Below are 16,018 nucleotides of genomic sequence, written 5' to 3' on the forward strand. Positions count from 1 at the left end.
CCGCAGTTGTTTTCGGGGCCCCCGACCCCGGCGCTGTTGCGGGCGGGGCCGGGCGGGGGTTGGGGGCGCCCCCCGCCCCCCCCCCCCGGCCCCCGGGGGGGGCCCCCAACCCCCCCCCCACACGCGGGCCGCGAACACCAGCGCCGGAGGCGCTGCAAAATTACGGCAGCGGCGGGACCGCGTGTTCGTCGCCGATGAAATCGACAGAGGAGTATTCGCGCAGCTTGGTCAGGCGGTGGTAGGCGTCGATCATGCGTACCGTGCCGGACTTCGAGCGCATCACGATCGACTGGGTGGACGCGCCGCCGCCGTAGTAGCGCACGCCGCGCAGCAGGTCGCCGTCGGTCACGCCGGTGGCGCAGAAGAACACGTTGTCACCGGAGACGAGGTCCTCGGTGGTCAGTACGCGGTCGAGGTCGTGGCCCGCGTCGATGGCCTTCTGCCGTTCCTCGTCGTCCTTGGGCGCGAGCATGCCTTGCAGCTCGCCGCCCATACAGCGCATCGCGGCGGCGGCGATGATGCCCTCCGGGGTGCCGCCGATGCCGACCAGGATGTCGGTGCCGGAGTCGGGGCGGGCGGCGGCGATCGCGCCCGCGACGTCGCCGTCGGAGATCAGGCGGATGCGGGCGCCCGCGTCACGCACCTGCTGGATGAGCTCGGCGTGCCGGGGGCGATCCAGGATGCAGACGGTCAGGTCGGACTTCGCGGAATTCTTGGCCTTGGCGACCCGGCTGATGTTCTCCGCGATCGGGGCCGAGATATCGATCACGTGGGCAGCGTCGGGGCCTACGGCGATCTTGTGCATGTAGAACACCGCGGACGGGTCGAACATGGCGCCGCGTTCGGCGACCGCGAGCACCGAGATCGCGCCGGGCACGCCCTTGGACATCAGCGTGGTGCCGTCGATCGGGTCGACCGCGAAGTCCACTTCCGGGCCGGTGCCGTCGCCGACGGCCTCGCCGTTGTACAGCATGGGCGCCTCGTCCTTCTCGCCCTCGCCGATGACGACGATGCCGCGCATGGACACCGAGCTGACCAGCTGCCGCATGGCGTCGACGGCCGCGCCGTCGCCCCCCTCCTTGTCGCCGCGTCCGACCCACCGGCCCGCGGCCATCGCCCCTGCCTCGGTCACGCGGACCAGCTCGAGTGCGAGGTTGCGGTCGGGCGCCTCGCGGCGGCTAGGTGTGGGGGAAGTTGCCGTCATTGCGGGGCCTCCTGTGCGTCGGTACGTACCGGTCAATTGTCTCATTCGATGTGGCACGGCCGTACACCCCTGCTCGTGGTGCCGGGGTGCGGGGGGCGGCGTCGCCGCGCGAGTGGATACTGGGAGCGTGTCGTACCAAAAGCCGCGCATCTTGAACGACTACCGGGATCTGTTCTGGTCGTTGATCCCGTTGGTCCTGATCGCGCTGGTGTTCGCCGGGCTGGCCAGCCAATGCAGTTTCGCCGCGAACGGTCCGACGCAGGGTCAGATCCCGCATTTCGACGCGCGCGCCGCGCTCACCGCCGACGCTCGTTCCCTGCCGTTCCCCATCCGCAACCCGGCCCTGCCCGCGGACTGGACGCCGAACTCCGGCAGTCGCGAGTCCATCGGCGGCAACGGGGGCGGGCCGGTCAGCACGGTCGGCTACATCACGCCGCAGGGCACCTACATGCGATTCAGTCAGAGCAACGCGACCGAGGAGGCGCTGGCCAGGTTCGTGCTCGGGTCGCGCTACGCCAGTGGCACCGAGCAGGTCGGCGCGCAGAAATGGATCGTCTACGCCGAGCAGGGCTCGGAGACCGCGTGGATCGCCGACCTCGGCCAGTCCCGCGTGCTGATCACCGGCGCGGGCAACCAGGCGGCGTTCAGCACGCTCGCCCAGGCGATTACCGCGGCGCAACCGCTGAAGCCCTGAAATCCGCTTGTCTTCGGCGGCGCGCGTTCGTTAATTTTGCCGCGGCACGAGACACGTGCCGAACCGGTTTTCGGAGGTCGATGAATATGGCTGTCCTCAGCCGTCTTTCGCATGCCTTTCGCCGGTTCGCGCGCCACTGATTTTCCGCGGACGCGGACCGGTCTCTCTTCGACGACCAGGAGTGTCACGTGTCTGTTTCCCTTTCCCCCGACCTGCGCACCGAACGGCTGATCCTGCGGTCGTGGACCGCCGCTGCGGCGGCCGCCGTGCTCGATGGCCGCCGTCACGCCGAGTGGGCGGCGGATTTCCCTGCCGACGGCGATCGCGTCATCGCGGGCCTGCTCGCGGCGCACCCGGACTGGCTCGGGCCGTTCGGGCACAGGCTCGTCGTCGAGCGCTCGACCGGGCTCGTCGTCGGATCGATCGGGCTGTTCTGGCCGCCCGCCGACGGTGCCCTGGAGCTCGGGTACGGCATCGTCGCCTCGCGGCGCGGTCGCGGGTACGCCACCGAGGCCACCGTCGCCCTCACGGCGCACGCGCTCACCGCACCCGGCGTTCGTGCGGTGCACGCCGAGGTGGAGCTGTCGAATCCGCCGTCGGCGCGGGTGCTGGAAAAGGCCGGATTCGAGCGGGTGAGCAGCGCGGACGGCGTCGCCCGGTTCCGCGCCGTGGCCGCACCGCGCTGACGAGGCCGGGGGCCGTCGTCAGCGGTGACTCACCACGTTGACGATGGTCCCGCTCGGATCGCGGACGAAGAAGCGGCGCACGCCCCACGGCTCGTCGCGCAGGGAGTAGACGACCTCGGCGCCCGCGGCGGTCACCGCCGCGTGCACGGCGTCGACGTCGTCCACCTCCACGCTCATGTCCGGCTGGAGCTGTTCGGCGTTCGGGCCGACGAGCAGGACCTGCGCGGTCGGGTTGGACGGCGAGGCCATCGTCACGACCCAGCCCAGGTCCATCGCCTCGTGGAAGCCGAGCAGCCGGTAGAAGTCGCGGCTCGCGGCCAGGTCGGTGGTGCGGATGTCGGGCGTGGCGCGGCGGATGGTCACTCTTGCCGCTCCAGGTCGGTGCGGTGCAGCGCGTCCTCGACGCGCTTGCGCGCGCCCGCCAGATGTTCCTCACAGCGGTTGGCCAGCGCCTCGCCGCGCTCCCACAGGGCGAGGGATTCATCGAGGTCGAGGCCGCCCTGTTCGAGAATCTTGACGACGTTGACGAGTTCGTCGCGCGCGCGTTCGTAGCCGAAACCGGCGATCTCGGCATCGTCGGCCGGGTCGGCGCCCGTCCCGTCGGCTTCGGTGGACTTGCCGGACTGGGCCAAGTCAGTTCCTCCCTGTGTCGGTGTTCTTGGCGCCGAGGGCCTGGGTGCCGAGCGCGGCGGCCGTGACGGCCCCGTCGGCGACCCGGATGCGCAGCTGGCTGCCTGCGGGCGCGTCCTCGATCGAACGCACCACCTCGCGTTCCCGGCCGGTGACCCGCTGCACGACAGCGTAGCCACGGGCGAGTGTGGCGGCGGGGCCGACGGCGGTGAGTTTCTCGCGCAGATGCCTGGTGGCCGTGGCTTCGGTGCGGACGAAGTGCTCGGCGCAGCGGTGCGTGGCCGTGCGCAGGCGTTCGATCTCTTCTTGGCGGCGATCGATCTCGCGCAGCGGATCGGCCAGCACGGGTCGCGAACGCAGCTGGGCGAGCGCCTCGGTCTCCCGGTCGACCCAACCCCGCAACGCCGCGGCGGTGCGTTCGCGCAGTTCACGAATGCAGGCCAGTTCGGCGGCGGCGTCCGGGACGATCCGTTTGGCGGCGTCGGTCGGCGTGGCCGCGCGCAGGTCGGCGACGAAGTCACTGAGCGGGTTGTCCGGTTCGTGGCCGATCGCGCTGACGATCGGCGTGGTCGCGGCCACGATGGCGCGGCACAGCGCCTCGTCGGAGAACGGCAGCAGGTCTTCGACGCTGCCGCCGCCGCGCGCGAGCACGATCACCTCGACGTCCGGATGCCGATCGAGCTCCGCCAGCGCCGTCAGCATCTGCGATACCGCGGTCGGCCCTTGCACGGCGGTGTTGCGAATCTCGAAACGCACCGCGGGCCAGCGATTGCGAGCGACGCTCAGCACATCGCGCTCCGCGGCGCTGGCGCGTCCGGTGATGAGGCCGACGGTTCCGGGAAGGAACGGGATCGGACGCTTGAGCCGGGGATCGAACAGGCCCTCGGCGTCCAGCAGCGCCTTCAGCCGTTCGATGCGGGCCAGTAGTTCGCCGATGCCGACGGGGCGGATTTCCAGCACGCGCAGCGAGATCGTGCCGCGCCCGGTGAAGAAGGAGAGCTTGCCGTAGACGACCACCCGGCTGCCCTCTTGCAGGGGAATGGGGGATTTGCGGATCAGGTCGGGATCGCAGGTCACCGACAGCGACATGTCGGCGGACGGGTCGCGCAGCACCAGGAACGCGGTGCGGGTGCCGGGCCGGAGATTGATCTGGGTGATCTGGCCCTCCACCCAGATGCTGCCGAGCCGGTCGATCCACTGGGCGACCTTGATGGAGACCGAACGCACCGGCCACGGATGCTCGGCGGAGTTGGCCGGAGCGGCGGCGGGTTGGCCGGAGGTCTCCCGGCCAGCCGTCGGCGACGAGGGTGTCCGGGGTTCGGTCACTGGGCCTGCACAGTGGCGATCCGGTTCGTGAGCATGGTCACGAACGGCGCCCTGGCGCGGGTGTGCTGCTCGTACTCCAGCAGCGCGGTGAGGTCATCGATCGTCAGCAGGCGCAGGCGGGCGCGCAACTGGGCCAGGGTCATGTTGGCGTAGTCGTAGCGGGTGGCGACTTCCGGTTCGGCGATGACGGGCGCTTCCGCGACGGGTTCGGGATCGGTATCCGGGTCCGGCTCTTCGACCGGTGGCTCGCCGATCGGCGTCACGGAGGCGACATGGCCGTTGGTCGCGCCTGCGCGGCTGTCGTCCGTGGCGAAGGATTCGGGCGCGGGGGACGCGTCGGGATCATCGGCGGTGTAGAGGTCGAATCGGCTGGCGCGCAGCGTGCTGGGGCTCGGGTCGTCGGCGAGGTCCTCGTCGAAGGTGGCCCACTCCGGCTGCTCGACCGGGCGGTTGGACAAACGGTCGAAAACCGCGTCGCCCTTCAGGGCCAGACTGGTGACGAACTGCTGGACGTGCATCGTCGTCTGCAGCACCTGACTGATGGCCGTGATCGGGAAATTCATTGCCGCCGTGGGTAGCCGACGGGATTCCTCGAGGGCGTATACGGCCGCGCCTGCGGCGACCCGGGCCAGAAAGGGTGGTCGAAACATGGTCCTAGCCTGCCGGAAATGGTGTGTTATGCAAAGGAGGGGCGCGCGGTTCGGGTATTCGCGGGTCGGGGCCGATCGGCGGGACCACACTCATATCGCGGAAATACGCGCGGGAACCCGGCGGGCCGTCCGAAACAATCGGCGCACCCGGTCGTAGACCCGGCTCACGATTCCGATCCGCGGTTGCGGCGGGAATGTGACGGGCAACTCCCGGACGTGGCGGGATCCCGGGCCGCACGTATCCTGTGGGCATGTCTTCGGCCATTCCCTTGAACGTCGGAATCGCTCGCTCGGCAGGTGCCGGAAGCGCCGTCGCCGACGGCGGAAAACGCGTGCTGCTCGCGGAGCCGCGCGGGTACTGCGCCGGCGTGGACCGGGCGGTCGAAACCGTCGAGAAGGCGCTGGAGAAGCACGGCGCGCCCATCTACGTGCGCAAGGAGATCGTGCACAACCGGCACGTCGTGGAGACGCTGCGCGACCGCGGTGTGATCTTCGTCGACGAGACCGACCAGGTCCCCGAGGGCGCGGTCGTCGTGTTCTCCGCGCACGGCGTGTCCCCCGCGGTGCACACGTCGGCCGCCGAGCGCAATCTGCACACCATCGATGCCACCTGCCCGCTGGTGACCAAGGTGCACCAGGAGGCGAAGCGGTTCGCCCGCGACGACTACGACATCCTGCTGATCGGTCACGAGGGCCACGAGGAGGTCGAGGGCACCGCGGGCGAGGCGCCCGAACACGTCCAGCTGGTCGACGGGCCCGGCGCGGTGGACCAGGTCAGCGTGCGCGACGAGTCGAAGGTGATCTGGCTCTCGCAGACCACGTTGAGCGTGGACGAGACGATGGAGACGGTGCAGCGGCTGCGCGAGCGCTTCCCCGCCCTGCAGGACCCGCCGAGCGACGACATCTGCTACGCCACGCAGAACCGCCAGGTCGCGGTGAAGGCGATGGCTCCGGAATGCGATCTGGTGATCGTGGTCGGCTCGCGCAACTCGTCGAACTCGGTGCGCTTGGTGGAGGTGGCGCTCGGTGCGGGCGCCAAGGCCGCGTATCTGGTGGACTTCGCCCGCGAGATCGACCCGGCCTGGCTCGACGGCGTCCGCACGATCGGCATCACCTCCGGCGCGTCGGTGCCCGAGATCCTGGTCCGCGGTGTGCTGGACAGCCTGGCCGAGCACGGCTACGGCGACGTCCAGCCGGTCACCACGGCCAACGAAACCCTCGTCTTCGCCCTTCCCCGCGAACTGCGCGACGCCCGGCGCTGACGCCGGGCCCGCACCGAGCGTGCGGTATCCAGCTCCGACCGCACCGAGCGACCTCGCCTACAGATTCTCTGGCCTGCGCCGTTCCGGGCGGTTCGAATCGCGTTCGCGATAGCGCACATTGGGCTGCGGGTGCGGCGGCATCTCTCGGCGGCGGCCCGCGCCGCGCGGTGGTTCGGCTTCGGCCCGCGGCATGGCCCCGGTCGGGCGGGCAGGGCCCCGGGCGGGAGCCCGCCCTTCGCGCGGACGGGAGGGGGCGACGCGCGGCGGCGTATCCGCGACCTGCGCCGCGGGTCGGCGGGCCGGTCGGGGAGCAGGCTGTTCGGCATCGGCCGACTCCGGCTCGGCGGGCTCGTCCTTCGGGCGGCGGGTTCTGCGGCGCGCGGCGTCCGGCAGGCCACGGGAGGACCGGCCGGGCTTGGTCTTCTTCGCTGGTGACTTGCCCCAGCTGCCGCCACGGCGTGGCGCTTTGTCGCCCCCCTCTTCCCGGCGGTGCAGGTAGATCCGGGCGCCACCGATCAGCAGGACCACCACCGTGGCCAGCATCATGGTCGGGAACCGGTTCACCAGCGGGATCGCCAGGTTCAGCAGGATGTCCTTCATCGAGGTCGAGCCACGACCGGTGAGCTGCTGATAGGCCAGCGGGACGGCGACGAAGAGCAGCAGTGGCGGCAGCACCATCGTGCTGAACAAGCCCCGGTAGCGAACGGCGGCGACGGCCGCCACACAGCCCACGATGTACAGCGCGGCGAACGTGCCGGTCAGCTCGGCACTGCCGCCGCTGGCATCGATCAGGAATCCCAGAAACGTGCAGGCAACCGCGATCAGGATCGCCGCGCCGACCGGGATCCCCGGCACCGACGGCAGGATCGAGCGTTGCGGCGCGGGCACCCGGGATCGCACACGTTCGGAAGCAGCCACGATATGCACATTAGTTGCCGCCGCTCTCGGCGGCGTGGCGGCACGGCCATAGTCCCGGTTACTCGCCCGCGTCGGCGAAGCTCACCGCGCGAGGCCGGGAATCCACACGCCCGATCTCGGGCACTTCCTGCTCGGCCATCTCGAGCTCGTGCAGTTTGCGCGCGGTAACCATCACTCGTGACTCCACCGAGGCCACCGTGTAATTGAAAGCCTCGACAGCTCTGCCGAGTTGCGCCCCCAGCCGGTCCAGATGTTTCCCCGTCATGCCGAGCCGCTGGTACAGCTCACGGCCGAGCCGCTGCACGGTGGCCATGTCCTTGGAGAGCGCCTCCTGCCGCCAGCCGAAGGCGATAGTGCGCAGCAACGCGATCAGGGTGGTCGGTGTAGCGAGGATCACATTGCGGCCGAACGCGTACTCCAACAGCTCGGAGTCGGTGGTCAGGGCGGCGTCCAGGAACGGATCGCCGGGCACGAACAGCACCACGAATTCGGGTGCGGGGTCGAAGGCGGCCCAGTACGCCTTGTCCGACAGCTGGTCGACATGCGCGCGCAGATGTTTGGCGTGCCTGGTGAGCAGCTCGGCGCGCACGTCGGGGTCGTCGGAGCCGCACGCGTCCAGGTAGGCGGCGAACGGCACCTTGGCGTCCACCACGATGTGCCTGCCGCCCGCCAGGCGCACCACCAGATCGGGTCGCACCGTGCGGTCGTCCTCGCCGTGACCGGTGCGGCTCACCTGGGTCCGGAAATCGCAATGCCTGGTCATCCCGGCCAGCTCGACCACCCGCTCCAGTTGGATCTCGCCCCATCGTCCCCGTACTTGCGGTGCGCGCAGCGCCGCGACCAGCCGGCCGGTCTCCCCGGTGAGCTGATGCGACGTGCGCTGCATGCTCGCGACCTGTTCGCGCAGGCTCGAATACGCGGTGAGCCGCTGTCGCTCGACCTGCTGGATGTGCTCGTTCAGCGCTCCGACCGCCGCCCGCAGCGGTTCCACCAGCGCGCCGACGGCGTGCGAATGCCTTCGCGCGGCATCCTCGTTGGCCGCGGTGAGCGACTGCCGCAGCAGCCGTTCGTTGTCCGCCGTCGCTGTGAGCCGCGCCTGGGCCGCCGCCGCGCGATGCCCGTCCCGCGCGGCGCGACCCAGCCAGCCGAGGCCGAGACCGGCGGCGAACACCAGCACGAGGGCGACGAGCATCGGTGCGGTCATAGCGGAGATAGTGCCGTACGTCACCGACAGGAACGAGCATCTGGCAACTGCCCGGCGTCGCGTCGGAAACCGGCTCGGCCAGTGCGTTGCCGCATATTTCACATAGCTGTTCGGATTCTGGCATCCGTAATCGCCCACGTCGTGGGATTCGGGAGGCCAAGAGGTGCGTGAGGTTTCGGCTCGTCGCCGAACGGGATCCGCCGACTCGGACACGTCCGCTGGACACGCCGGGTTCCGGCTGGGCGAACCCGACACGGCGGGCGGGGCGATTGAAGTCTGTCGGTGCCTTGCCCTACGGTTTCGCGGCATGCGGATGCTGCACACCTCGGACTGGCACATCGGGCGCACGTTCCACGGGGTCGATCTGCTTGCCGACCAGGCTCGTTCACTGACCGCCATCGCGGAGCTGGTAGCCGAGGAATCGGTCAATGTGGTGGTGCTGCCGGGTGACGTGTACGACCGGTCGATTCCCAGCGCCGACGCGATCGCGGTGTGCAACCGGGGATTCGAGGCGATCCGCAGTGCGGGGGCGCGGATCGTAGCCACTTCGGGGAACCACGATTCGCCCGCTCGGCTGGGCGCCGGCGCGAGCTTCGCCGCCGCGGGCGGGCTGCATCTGCGCACCACCGTGGCCGACGCCGATCGGCCCGTGCTGCTGGAAGACGAGCACGGGCCGGTGGCGTTCTACGGCATCCCGTACTTGGAACCGGAGATCACCCGCGCGGAACTCGAAGTGCCGCAAGCGCGCTCGCACGCGGAGATCCTGGACGCGGCCATGGCTCGCGTACGTGCCGACATCGCGCGGCGGCCCGGGGTGCGGACGGTCGTGCTGGCGCACGCCTTCGTGGTCGGCGGGGAAGCCACCGGATCGGAGCGCTCCATCTCGGTCGGCGGCGTGGAGACGGTTCCGCTGGCCGCTTTCGACGGCATCGACTACGTGGCCCTCGGCCATTTGCATTCACCGCAGACGCTCGCGGAGGCGGTGCGCTACTCCGGCTCGCCGCTGCCGTATTCGTTCGGCGAGAACGCGCATCGCAAAGCGGTTTGGATCGTCGACTTGGATGCGTCCGGCCTGCGAGCGGTACGCCGCCGGGACCTACCGACGGTGCGGGGCCTGAGCAAGCTGACCGGCACCCTGGACGAACTGCTGAGCGGCGCGGAGTACGGCACGGCCGAACAGCACTACGTGTCCGCGGTGCTCACCGACGTCGCCCGCCCGGTCGACGCCATGCGCAAGCTGCGCGAACGGTTCCCCTACGCGGTGCACGTCGAATGGGTGCGGCCCGAGGGCAGCCCGGACCTGCGCTACCGTGAGCGAGTGCACGGCCGCCGCGACATCGAAGTAGCCCACAGCTTCCTCACCGACGTCCGCGGCGCACCCAGCTCGAGCGAGATGACCTGGCTGGAGCGGGCGCTGTCCGCCGCCGTCGCCGAACCGGAGCAGGTGGCCACCGTGGCCGCCGCCGAGGAACTGACCGCATGAGCGCCCTGCCCAGGCCGGGCGCAGGCGCGGCGGCATGAGGCTGCACAAGCTGGAGATGACCGCCTTCGGCCCGTTCGCCGCCACCACGGTCGTCGACTTCGACGCGCTCGGCGCCGACGGGCTGTTCCTGCTGCACGGCCAGACCGGAGCGGGCAAGACCACGGTGCTGGACGCCATCGCGTTCGCGCTCTACGGCCGGGTGCCCGGTGCGCGCGGGGAGAGCAAGCGCCTGCATTCCGATCACGCACCGGAGCAGACACCACCGGAGGTGGTGCTGGAGGCGACGTTGGGCGGGCGGCGACTGCGTCTGACCAGAAGCCCCGAGTTCCAGCGTCCCAAGCGGGACGGCACGGGCATGCGCACGATCAATCCGAAGGCGACGCTGGCCTGGCTGGACGGCCGAGGCGAGAACCTCTCCCGGATACCGGATATCGGCGAGGAGGTGCTGCGCCTGCTCGGCATGAGCGCCGACCAGTTCTTCCAGGTGGTGCTGCTGCCCCAGGGCGACTTCGCCCGCTTCCTACGCGCGGACAACGAAGATCGCGAGAAGCTGCTCGAAAAACTGTTCGACACGAAGCGTTTCGGCACCGCCGAGCAGTGGCTCGCCGACAAGCGCCGCGCCGCCGAAGCGGATCTGGATGCTCGTACCGACGGCATCAAGCGGCTGATCACGCAGGTGGGCATGGCCGCGGGGGTAGCGGATTCGGTCGGTACGGGCGAATGCGTCGGGTGGTCGCAGGATCTTTTGTCCACCGCGCGCGTCGACCTGGCCACGGCCGCGGCAGAAGTCGAACGCTGCCAGGCGGAATCGGCGCGCGTCCGGGAGCAGGCCGAACAGCAGCGTCGGCTGCGCGAATTGCGTCGCCGCATGAGCTCGGCACGCGCGCAACTGGACGACTACGTGGCGGGCGCGGATCGGCGCGCCGCACTGCAAGCCGAACTCGACCTCGCTCGCCGGGCCGCGCCGGTCGTCGCCGCCATCGACGAAGCGCGTACGGCGGTGCAAACCCAGCGCAGGCGCGAGGGCGAAAAGCGCACGGCGGCAGAGCGACTCGCAGCCCGCCTGCTGGAACCGGAGAGCGCCGAACTCGGCGGCGCCGAACTGGTCGACGGCGACCGAGTACGCGATGACGCCGACATCGACGCGGCGGTCCAGCGCTGGAGCGCGCAGATCGGTGCGCTGGACGAAGTGCGCACCGACGCCGCCACCGCCACCCGGCTCGGTGGTGAACTCGACGCCCTGCGCACCGAGGACGCGACGCTGGCCCGGCGCGTCACCGAACTCGCCGCACGGCGCGAGGAGCTGCCCGCCGTGCTCACCGCGGCCGAGGCCAGGCTGCGCGAGGCCGCCGAAGCGGTCGCCGCCCTGCCTGGCATCACCGCGGAGACCGAACGGCTGCAGGCGGCCGCCACGGCCGCGGTCGAGCTGGCCGCCCGGCGCACCGCGCTCGATCACGCCCGCATCGAGTTCGACGCCGCCCGCGCCGCGCACCTCGACGCCAAAGAACTCGTGCTGGATCTGCGTGAGCGCAGGCTGAGCGGAATGGCCGCCGAACTGGCCGGCGAGCTGGTCGACGGAAGCCCCTGCGCGGTCTGCGGTTCCGCGCAGCATCCCGCACCCGCCCAGCCGACCGACACCGCGGTGTCCAAGGACGAGGAGGAAGCCGCGGTGGCGGCCGAGCGTGCCGCGGAGGACGTCCGCGATCGCGCGCTGGCTCGCATCACCGGCCTGGAACGCGAGATCGAAGCGCTGGTCGCTCGCGGCGGCGATACCGACCGCGTCGAACTCGCCGCGGCCCTGCGCGCCGCGACCGACCGCTACGAGGACACTTCGGAACTGGCCGCCAACGCCGACGGGCTGGAAGCCGAACTCACGCGCCTGCGCGGCGACGAGGCGCGCCTGCACGACGAGCTGCGCGCATCCGAGGCGCGCCGCAGCGCGGTCGCCGCCACCGTCGCCTCCGCCGAAAGGCGCCTCGGCGAGTTCACCGACCGGCTGCGGAGCGCGGCGGGCGCCGACCTGACCATCGACCGCCGCCGTGCCCGGCTCGCCGCTCTCGTCGCCGAGGCGACCGCCCTGCGCGAAACCCGCGCCGAAGCGGTGGCGGCGCGTGAGCAGGTGTCCCGGATCGCCGATCGGGTGGAAAATCTCGCCGGCGTCGCGGGTTTCGTGCCGGAAGGCGAGTATGGCGGTTCGTCGTCGGCTCCGGGCTCCGCGTCGGTCACTACTGAAGGCTCGGCTCAGTCCGGCGGTCCGGCTCAGCTCCCGGAATCCGCCGAGATGGCCGCTTCGGACTCCGTCGGCGCCGAGGAACCGGCGCTTGTCGGCACTCGAACTCGCGACACGTTGGGAGACGATGTCGCGCGCTTGACCGCCTACGCGAAAGTCGTCAACGCCGCATCGCGTGACTCTCGGCGGCAGGCCGAGATCGAAGCGGAACTCGTGGCCGCCGACCGTGCCCGTGCCGCGGCGGAAGCGGTTCTGGCGGAACCGGAGATCCGAGCGGCGTCGGAGCAGGAGCCCGGCGATCCCGCCGAACTCGACGCGCTGGTGACGGCCGCGCAGACCGCGCTCAACGCCGTTGTGGCCGCCCATGCCGAGGCGAGCAGGCGAGCGAGTCAGCTCGAGGAGCTCGGCGGCCAACTCTGGGCCGCTGTGGATCGGATCGCCCCGGCACAACGAGCGTTCGAGGAACTCGACGGTCTCGCCGACCTGGTCGCCGGGCGCGGTGCGAACAACCGCCGCATGTCCCTGCACTCCTACGTCCTGGCCGCACGCTTGGAGGAAGTCGCGCAGGCGGGCTCGCTGCGGCTACGCAGAATGTCCGGCGGCCGTTACGAATTCGTCCACTCGGACAAGGCAGGACCGCGTGGTCGCCGAGGCGGCCTCGGCCTGGACATCCGTGACGACTACACCGGAGCCATCCGCCCGGCCAAGACGCTGTCCGGTGGCGAAACCTTCATGGCCTCGCTCTCGCTGGCGCTCGGCCTGGCCGACACCGTCGCCGCCGAATCCGGTGGCCTCGTGCTGGACACTCTGTTCATCGATGAGGGATTCGGCGGCCTGGACGCCGACACCCTGGACGCCGTGATGGGCGTGCTGGACGAACTCCGCGCGGGCGGACGCGTGGTCGGCGTGGTCAGCCACGTGGACGAGATGCGCCAGCGTATCCCCAGCCGCCTGCACGTCGTACGCGGCCGCGACGGCTCCCACCTCCAGGCGACGATCGCCTGAGCGCGGACTCCGGCTGCTCGGCGGTTCCGGCTGCTCGGCGGTTGAGCCCTGCAGGCGGTGGGTGCACCCGGCCGTGGCGACACGCTGCCGACGGTTTACCGGCCGCTGCGTACCGGACGTGAACATATCGGCTGCACTGCCGAGCGGCCTGTCCGGACGCAGCGCACCACGTCCTTACCCGCGAGAGCCGGCCCGTAGGCGGCGGAGCGTGGGCGTGTTCGCCTCGCAACCGCCCAAACGACGTGCACGCTTCCGGCTGGAAATCAGCCGCGCGAATGGGCCACGGCGACCGTAGGCGTCCGCGCGACCTACCCGGATGAGCGGCACCGTGCAGGCCGCGCGGGGGCACGCTGAGCTGCCCGGGCGCACCCTTGACTGAGCGTCGAGGACTGACGGTCGGCGATCAGCACGTTACGGCCTCGCCGAACGACAGGCTGTTGCCGTCTCGGGCCAGCACGCCGACGTGACGCACGCCGTCGCTGCAGGTCTTTTCCTGCTCGTGGCCGATGCCCTGCGCGGCGAGTCGCGAGACCTCAGCCCTCGTGGTCGAGCAGCCACCGTTTCACCGGCAATCCCCAGCGGAAGCCGCCGAGTGCGCCGCCGATGCGGAGGATCCGATGACAGGGCACGAAGAGGGCGGCGGCGTTGCGGGCGCAGGCGTTGGCCGCGGCGCGCGTGGCGTCGGGGCGGCCGGCGCGGGCGGCGAATTCGGTGTAGGTGAGTGGGCTCCCCGCCGGGACGGCGCGGAGCACTTCCCAGGCGTGCACGAGGAATTCCCCGGACTGCTGGCGAACGGGAATCGGGTCGATCGCGGTGAGATCGCCTTCGTGATAGGCGGTGACGGCACCGGTCACCTCGCCCAGCGAATCCCGCTGCCGCAGTCGGCCGGGCCGCAAGGCGGGATGGATCAGGCCGCGCAGGTTTTCCGCGTCGGAGGTCCAACCGGAGGCCAGCACCGCGCCGTCGGGGTCGACGAGCGTGGCGAACGGGCCGAGCGGTGTCTCCGTGACGGCGAAATCCGCTGTGACGGTGCGGGTGCTACCGACGTCGGTGCGGACGGCGGAGCTGGCGTTCATGATTCGACACTGCCTTTCGTAGTGGCGAGCGCGGGGACGGCGGAAGGTGTGGCGCGGCTGGTCAGTGCCGTTTTCCACAGGTGCATGGACAAGTACGATCGCCACGGCACCCAGCGTGCGGTGTCCGTCAGATCGATGCCGAGCAGGCTCGCGCCGCGGCGGACGACCAAGTCGGTGCCGAGCAGGACGTCCGGATCGGCGAGCAGGCGCATGGTCACGTAATCGGCCGTCCACGGCCCGACACCGTCCAGCGCGAGCAGGTCGCGGCGCAGGTCGGCGGCGGTGCGCCCTTGGTGCAGCGCCAGCTCCCCGGAGGCGAGCGCCTCGGCGGCCGCGGTGATGGATCGGATGCGCCGCGCCGGTCCGGTCAAAATATCGGCGCCGCGTTCGGCGATCACCTCCGGCGTCGGGAACAGCAGCGGGATCGGCCCGTCCACCCGTTCCCCGAGTGCCTCGACCAGTCGGGCGGTGTGCGTGGCGGCGGCGGCCACCGAGATCTGCTGCCCGATCATGGTGCGCAGCAATAGTTCTGCGCCGTCGACGCACCCGGGCACACGGATACCGGGGGTGAACGACGGGCGACCGACGTCGACCGGGTCGATCTCGGTCAGCGCTTCGCTCTCCGGCGGTGACCCCGCCCCCGCGTCCGGCAGATATTCGGCGGCCTGCTCAGGCGGCCGTTTCGGGGAGCCGCCGTGCGCCGTGGGCCCGACACCGAGTGCTTCATCGATGCCGACCGGGTCGGCGTCCAGGTCGAGCAGGTGCCGCAGCCTGGTCACCGTCGGCGCGAGATCGCGCATGTCGTGCAGGGACAAATCCGCGCGCACATGGTCGCGCTGGAAGCTCAGCCGCGCGGTGGCGTGCCCGTGTGGCGTGCGCAGGTTCCTGGTGTAGGCGCGGTCCTCCCACAATTCCATGCCCGGCACCACGTGCGCGGACAGGAACCATTCCAGCCAGGCCCGGTCGAGCGGTTCCCGGTAGGGCAGCCGCAGCGTGAGCGAGCCGCTGCCGGACGGCGCGGGACGCGCGGGGGCTCCGGTTCTCGCGCGCTGCGCTTCGAGCCGCATGGTGGTGGGGCTGACCGCGAACACCTCGCGCACCGTGTCGTTGAACTGGCGGATCGAGGCGAAACCCGCCGCGAACGCGATGTCGGACATGGGCATCGCGGTGGTCTGGATCAGCAGCCGCGCCGTGTGCGCCCGGTGCGCCCTGGCCAGCGCCAGCGGCCCCGCGCCCAGTTCGGTGGTCAGTACCCGGGTGAGCTGCCGCTGGGAATAGCCGAGCGTGGCGGCCAGCCCCGGTACCCCGGCCCGCTCGACCACGCCGTCTCCGATCAGCCGCATCGCCCGCGCGGCCAGATCCGCCCTGGTGTTCCACAGCGGCGAGCCGGGCGCCGCGTCCGGCAGGCAGCGGCGGCAGGCGCGGTAACCCGCCTGCTGCGCCGCGGCGGCGGTCGGCAGGAACGACACGTTGGCCCGCTTCGGCGTGATCGCCGGACACGAAGGACGGCAATAGATTCCGGTGGTTCGCACCGCGGTGAAGAATTGCCCGTCGAATCGCGAGTCTCGGGTCGACACCGCCCGGTAGCAACGTTCGAAATCCAATGCCGTGATCGTCACGCACACCACAATGGCAGCTGCGGCGAACCCG

Annotated in this window: 14 protein-coding genes; 5 read left to right on the forward strand and 9 right to left on the reverse strand. The window is 70.9% G+C overall.

Translation table 11 applies throughout. The features are described from left to right. Positions 1–160 precede the first annotated feature (160 nt). A complete protein-coding gene (gene glpX, locus ACIHAX_RS26800; RefSeq protein WP_355078610.1) occupies positions 161–1,204 on the reverse strand; it encodes a class II fructose-bisphosphatase in 1,044 nt (347 codons plus the stop codon). Positions 1,205–1,331: 127 nt separating this feature from the next. Between glpX and ACIHAX_RS26805 the strand changes: the two genes are divergently transcribed. Beyond that, a complete protein-coding gene (locus ACIHAX_RS26805; protein ID WP_355078611.1) occupies positions 1,332–1,898 on the forward strand; it encodes a DUF4245 domain-containing protein in 567 nt (188 codons plus the stop codon). A 188-nt stretch (positions 1,899–2,086) separates the two neighbouring features. Then, complete coding sequence (locus ACIHAX_RS26810) at positions 2,087–2,584, forward strand: GNAT family N-acetyltransferase (RefSeq protein WP_397280221.1); 498 nt, start codon at positions 2,087–2,089, stop codon at positions 2,582–2,584. Between the two features lie 18 nt (positions 2,585–2,602). Here ACIHAX_RS26810 and ACIHAX_RS26815 read toward each other — a convergent pair whose 3' ends face one another. Genes ACIHAX_RS26815 through ACIHAX_RS26830 form a run of 4 tightly spaced genes read right to left on the reverse strand, consistent with a single transcriptional unit; the run spans position 2,603 to position 5,190 of the window. Next, on the reverse strand, positions 2,603–2,947 hold the full coding sequence (locus ACIHAX_RS26815; RefSeq protein WP_397280223.1) for a VOC family protein: 345 nt from the start codon (positions 2,945–2,947) through the stop codon (positions 2,603–2,605). After that, positions 2,944–3,216 carry an exodeoxyribonuclease VII small subunit gene (locus ACIHAX_RS26820; RefSeq protein WP_397280225.1) on the reverse strand — a complete coding sequence of 91 codons (273 nt, stop codon included), beginning with the start codon at positions 3,214–3,216 and terminating at the stop codon, positions 2,944–2,946. Before ACIHAX_RS26820 ends, ACIHAX_RS26815 begins: the two co-directional genes overlap by 4 nt. Before the next feature lies 1 nt (position 3,217). Beyond that, a complete protein-coding gene (gene xseA / locus ACIHAX_RS26825) occupies positions 3,218–4,540 on the reverse strand; it encodes an exodeoxyribonuclease VII large subunit (protein WP_397280227.1) in 1,323 nt (440 codons plus the stop codon). Further along, positions 4,537–5,190, reverse strand: a complete 654-nt coding sequence (locus ACIHAX_RS26830; RefSeq protein ID WP_364435304.1) for a lipid droplet-associated protein — start codon at positions 5,188–5,190, stop codon at positions 4,537–4,539. Before ACIHAX_RS26830 ends, xseA begins: the two co-directional genes overlap by 4 nt. Positions 5,191–5,441: 251 nt before the next feature. On the opposite strand from ACIHAX_RS26830, the gene ACIHAX_RS26835 reads away from it, so the two are divergent. Beyond that, positions 5,442–6,452 (forward strand): 4-hydroxy-3-methylbut-2-enyl diphosphate reductase, encoded by a 1,011-nt coding sequence (locus tag ACIHAX_RS26835; RefSeq protein WP_355078615.1) that lies wholly within the window; start codon positions 5,442–5,444, stop codon positions 6,450–6,452. Positions 6,453–6,509: 57 nt separating this feature from the next. On the opposite strand, the gene ACIHAX_RS26840 is transcribed toward ACIHAX_RS26835, so the two are convergent. Then, positions 6,510–7,370 (reverse strand): DUF6542 domain-containing protein, encoded by an 861-nt coding sequence (locus ACIHAX_RS26840; protein WP_356966737.1) that lies wholly within the window; start codon positions 7,368–7,370, stop codon positions 6,510–6,512. Positions 7,371–7,428: 58 nt separating this feature from the next. Then, entirely contained in the window at positions 7,429–8,574 is a 1,146-nt protein-coding gene (locus ACIHAX_RS26845) for a DNA recombination protein RmuC (RefSeq protein ID WP_397280230.1), read from the reverse strand. 307 nt (positions 8,575–8,881) lie between these two features. Here ACIHAX_RS26845 and ACIHAX_RS26850 point away from each other — a divergent pair, with 307 nt between their 5' ends. Further along, the gene (locus tag ACIHAX_RS26850) at positions 8,882–10,057 is read left to right on the forward strand and encodes an exonuclease SbcCD subunit D (protein WP_397280232.1); all 1,176 of its coding nucleotides are present in this window, start codon (positions 8,882–8,884) and stop codon (positions 10,055–10,057) included. Between the two features lie 34 nt (positions 10,058–10,091). Then, positions 10,092–13,292 carry an AAA family ATPase gene (locus ACIHAX_RS26855; protein WP_397280234.1) on the forward strand — a complete coding sequence of 1,067 codons (3,201 nt, stop codon included), beginning with the start codon at positions 10,092–10,094 and terminating at the stop codon, positions 13,290–13,292. Positions 13,293–13,825: 533 nt separating this feature from the next. On the opposite strand, the gene ACIHAX_RS26860 is transcribed toward ACIHAX_RS26855, so the two are convergent. Continuing rightward, positions 13,826–14,368 (reverse strand): methylated-DNA--[protein]-cysteine S-methyltransferase, encoded by a 543-nt coding sequence (locus ACIHAX_RS26860; RefSeq protein ID WP_397280235.1) that lies wholly within the window; start codon positions 14,366–14,368, stop codon positions 13,826–13,828. Beyond that, positions 14,365–15,996 (reverse strand): DNA-3-methyladenine glycosylase 2 family protein, encoded by a 1,632-nt coding sequence (locus ACIHAX_RS26865; protein WP_397280236.1) that lies wholly within the window; start codon positions 15,994–15,996, stop codon positions 14,365–14,367. Before ACIHAX_RS26865 ends, ACIHAX_RS26860 begins: the two co-directional genes overlap by 4 nt. Between the last annotated feature and the right edge of the window lie 22 nt (positions 15,997–16,018).

This window comes from Nocardia sp. NPDC051929 (genome assembly GCF_044548645.1).
GTDB lineage: Bacteria > Actinomycetota > Actinomycetes > Mycobacteriales > Mycobacteriaceae > Nocardia > Nocardia sichangensis.

What these genes read in the sequence shown, in the direction of transcription:
- ACIHAX_RS26835 (WP_355078615.1), top strand. Translation starts at nt 5,442, where the DNA reads ATGTCTTCGGCCATTCCCTTGAACGTCGGAATCGCTCGCTCGGCAGGT.
- ACIHAX_RS26830 (WP_364435304.1), bottom strand. Translation starts at nt 5,190, where the DNA reads ATGTTTCGACCACCCTTTCTGGCCCGGGTCGCCGCAGGCGCGGCCGTA.
- ACIHAX_RS26860 (WP_397280235.1), bottom strand. Translation starts at nt 14,368, where the DNA reads ATGAACGCCAGCTCCGCCGTCCGCACCGACGTCGGTAGCACCCGCACC.
- ACIHAX_RS26845 (WP_397280230.1), bottom strand. Translation starts at nt 8,574, where the DNA reads ATGACCGCACCGATGCTCGTCGCCCTCGTGCTGGTGTTCGCCGCCGGT.
- ACIHAX_RS26855 (WP_397280234.1), top strand. Translation starts at nt 10,092, where the DNA reads ATGAGGCTGCACAAGCTGGAGATGACCGCCTTCGGCCCGTTCGCCGCC.
- glpX (WP_355078610.1), bottom strand. Translation starts at nt 1,204, where the DNA reads ATGACGGCAACTTCCCCCACACCTAGCCGCCGCGAGGCGCCCGACCGC.
- ACIHAX_RS26850 (WP_397280232.1), top strand. Translation starts at nt 8,882, where the DNA reads ATGCGGATGCTGCACACCTCGGACTGGCACATCGGGCGCACGTTCCAC.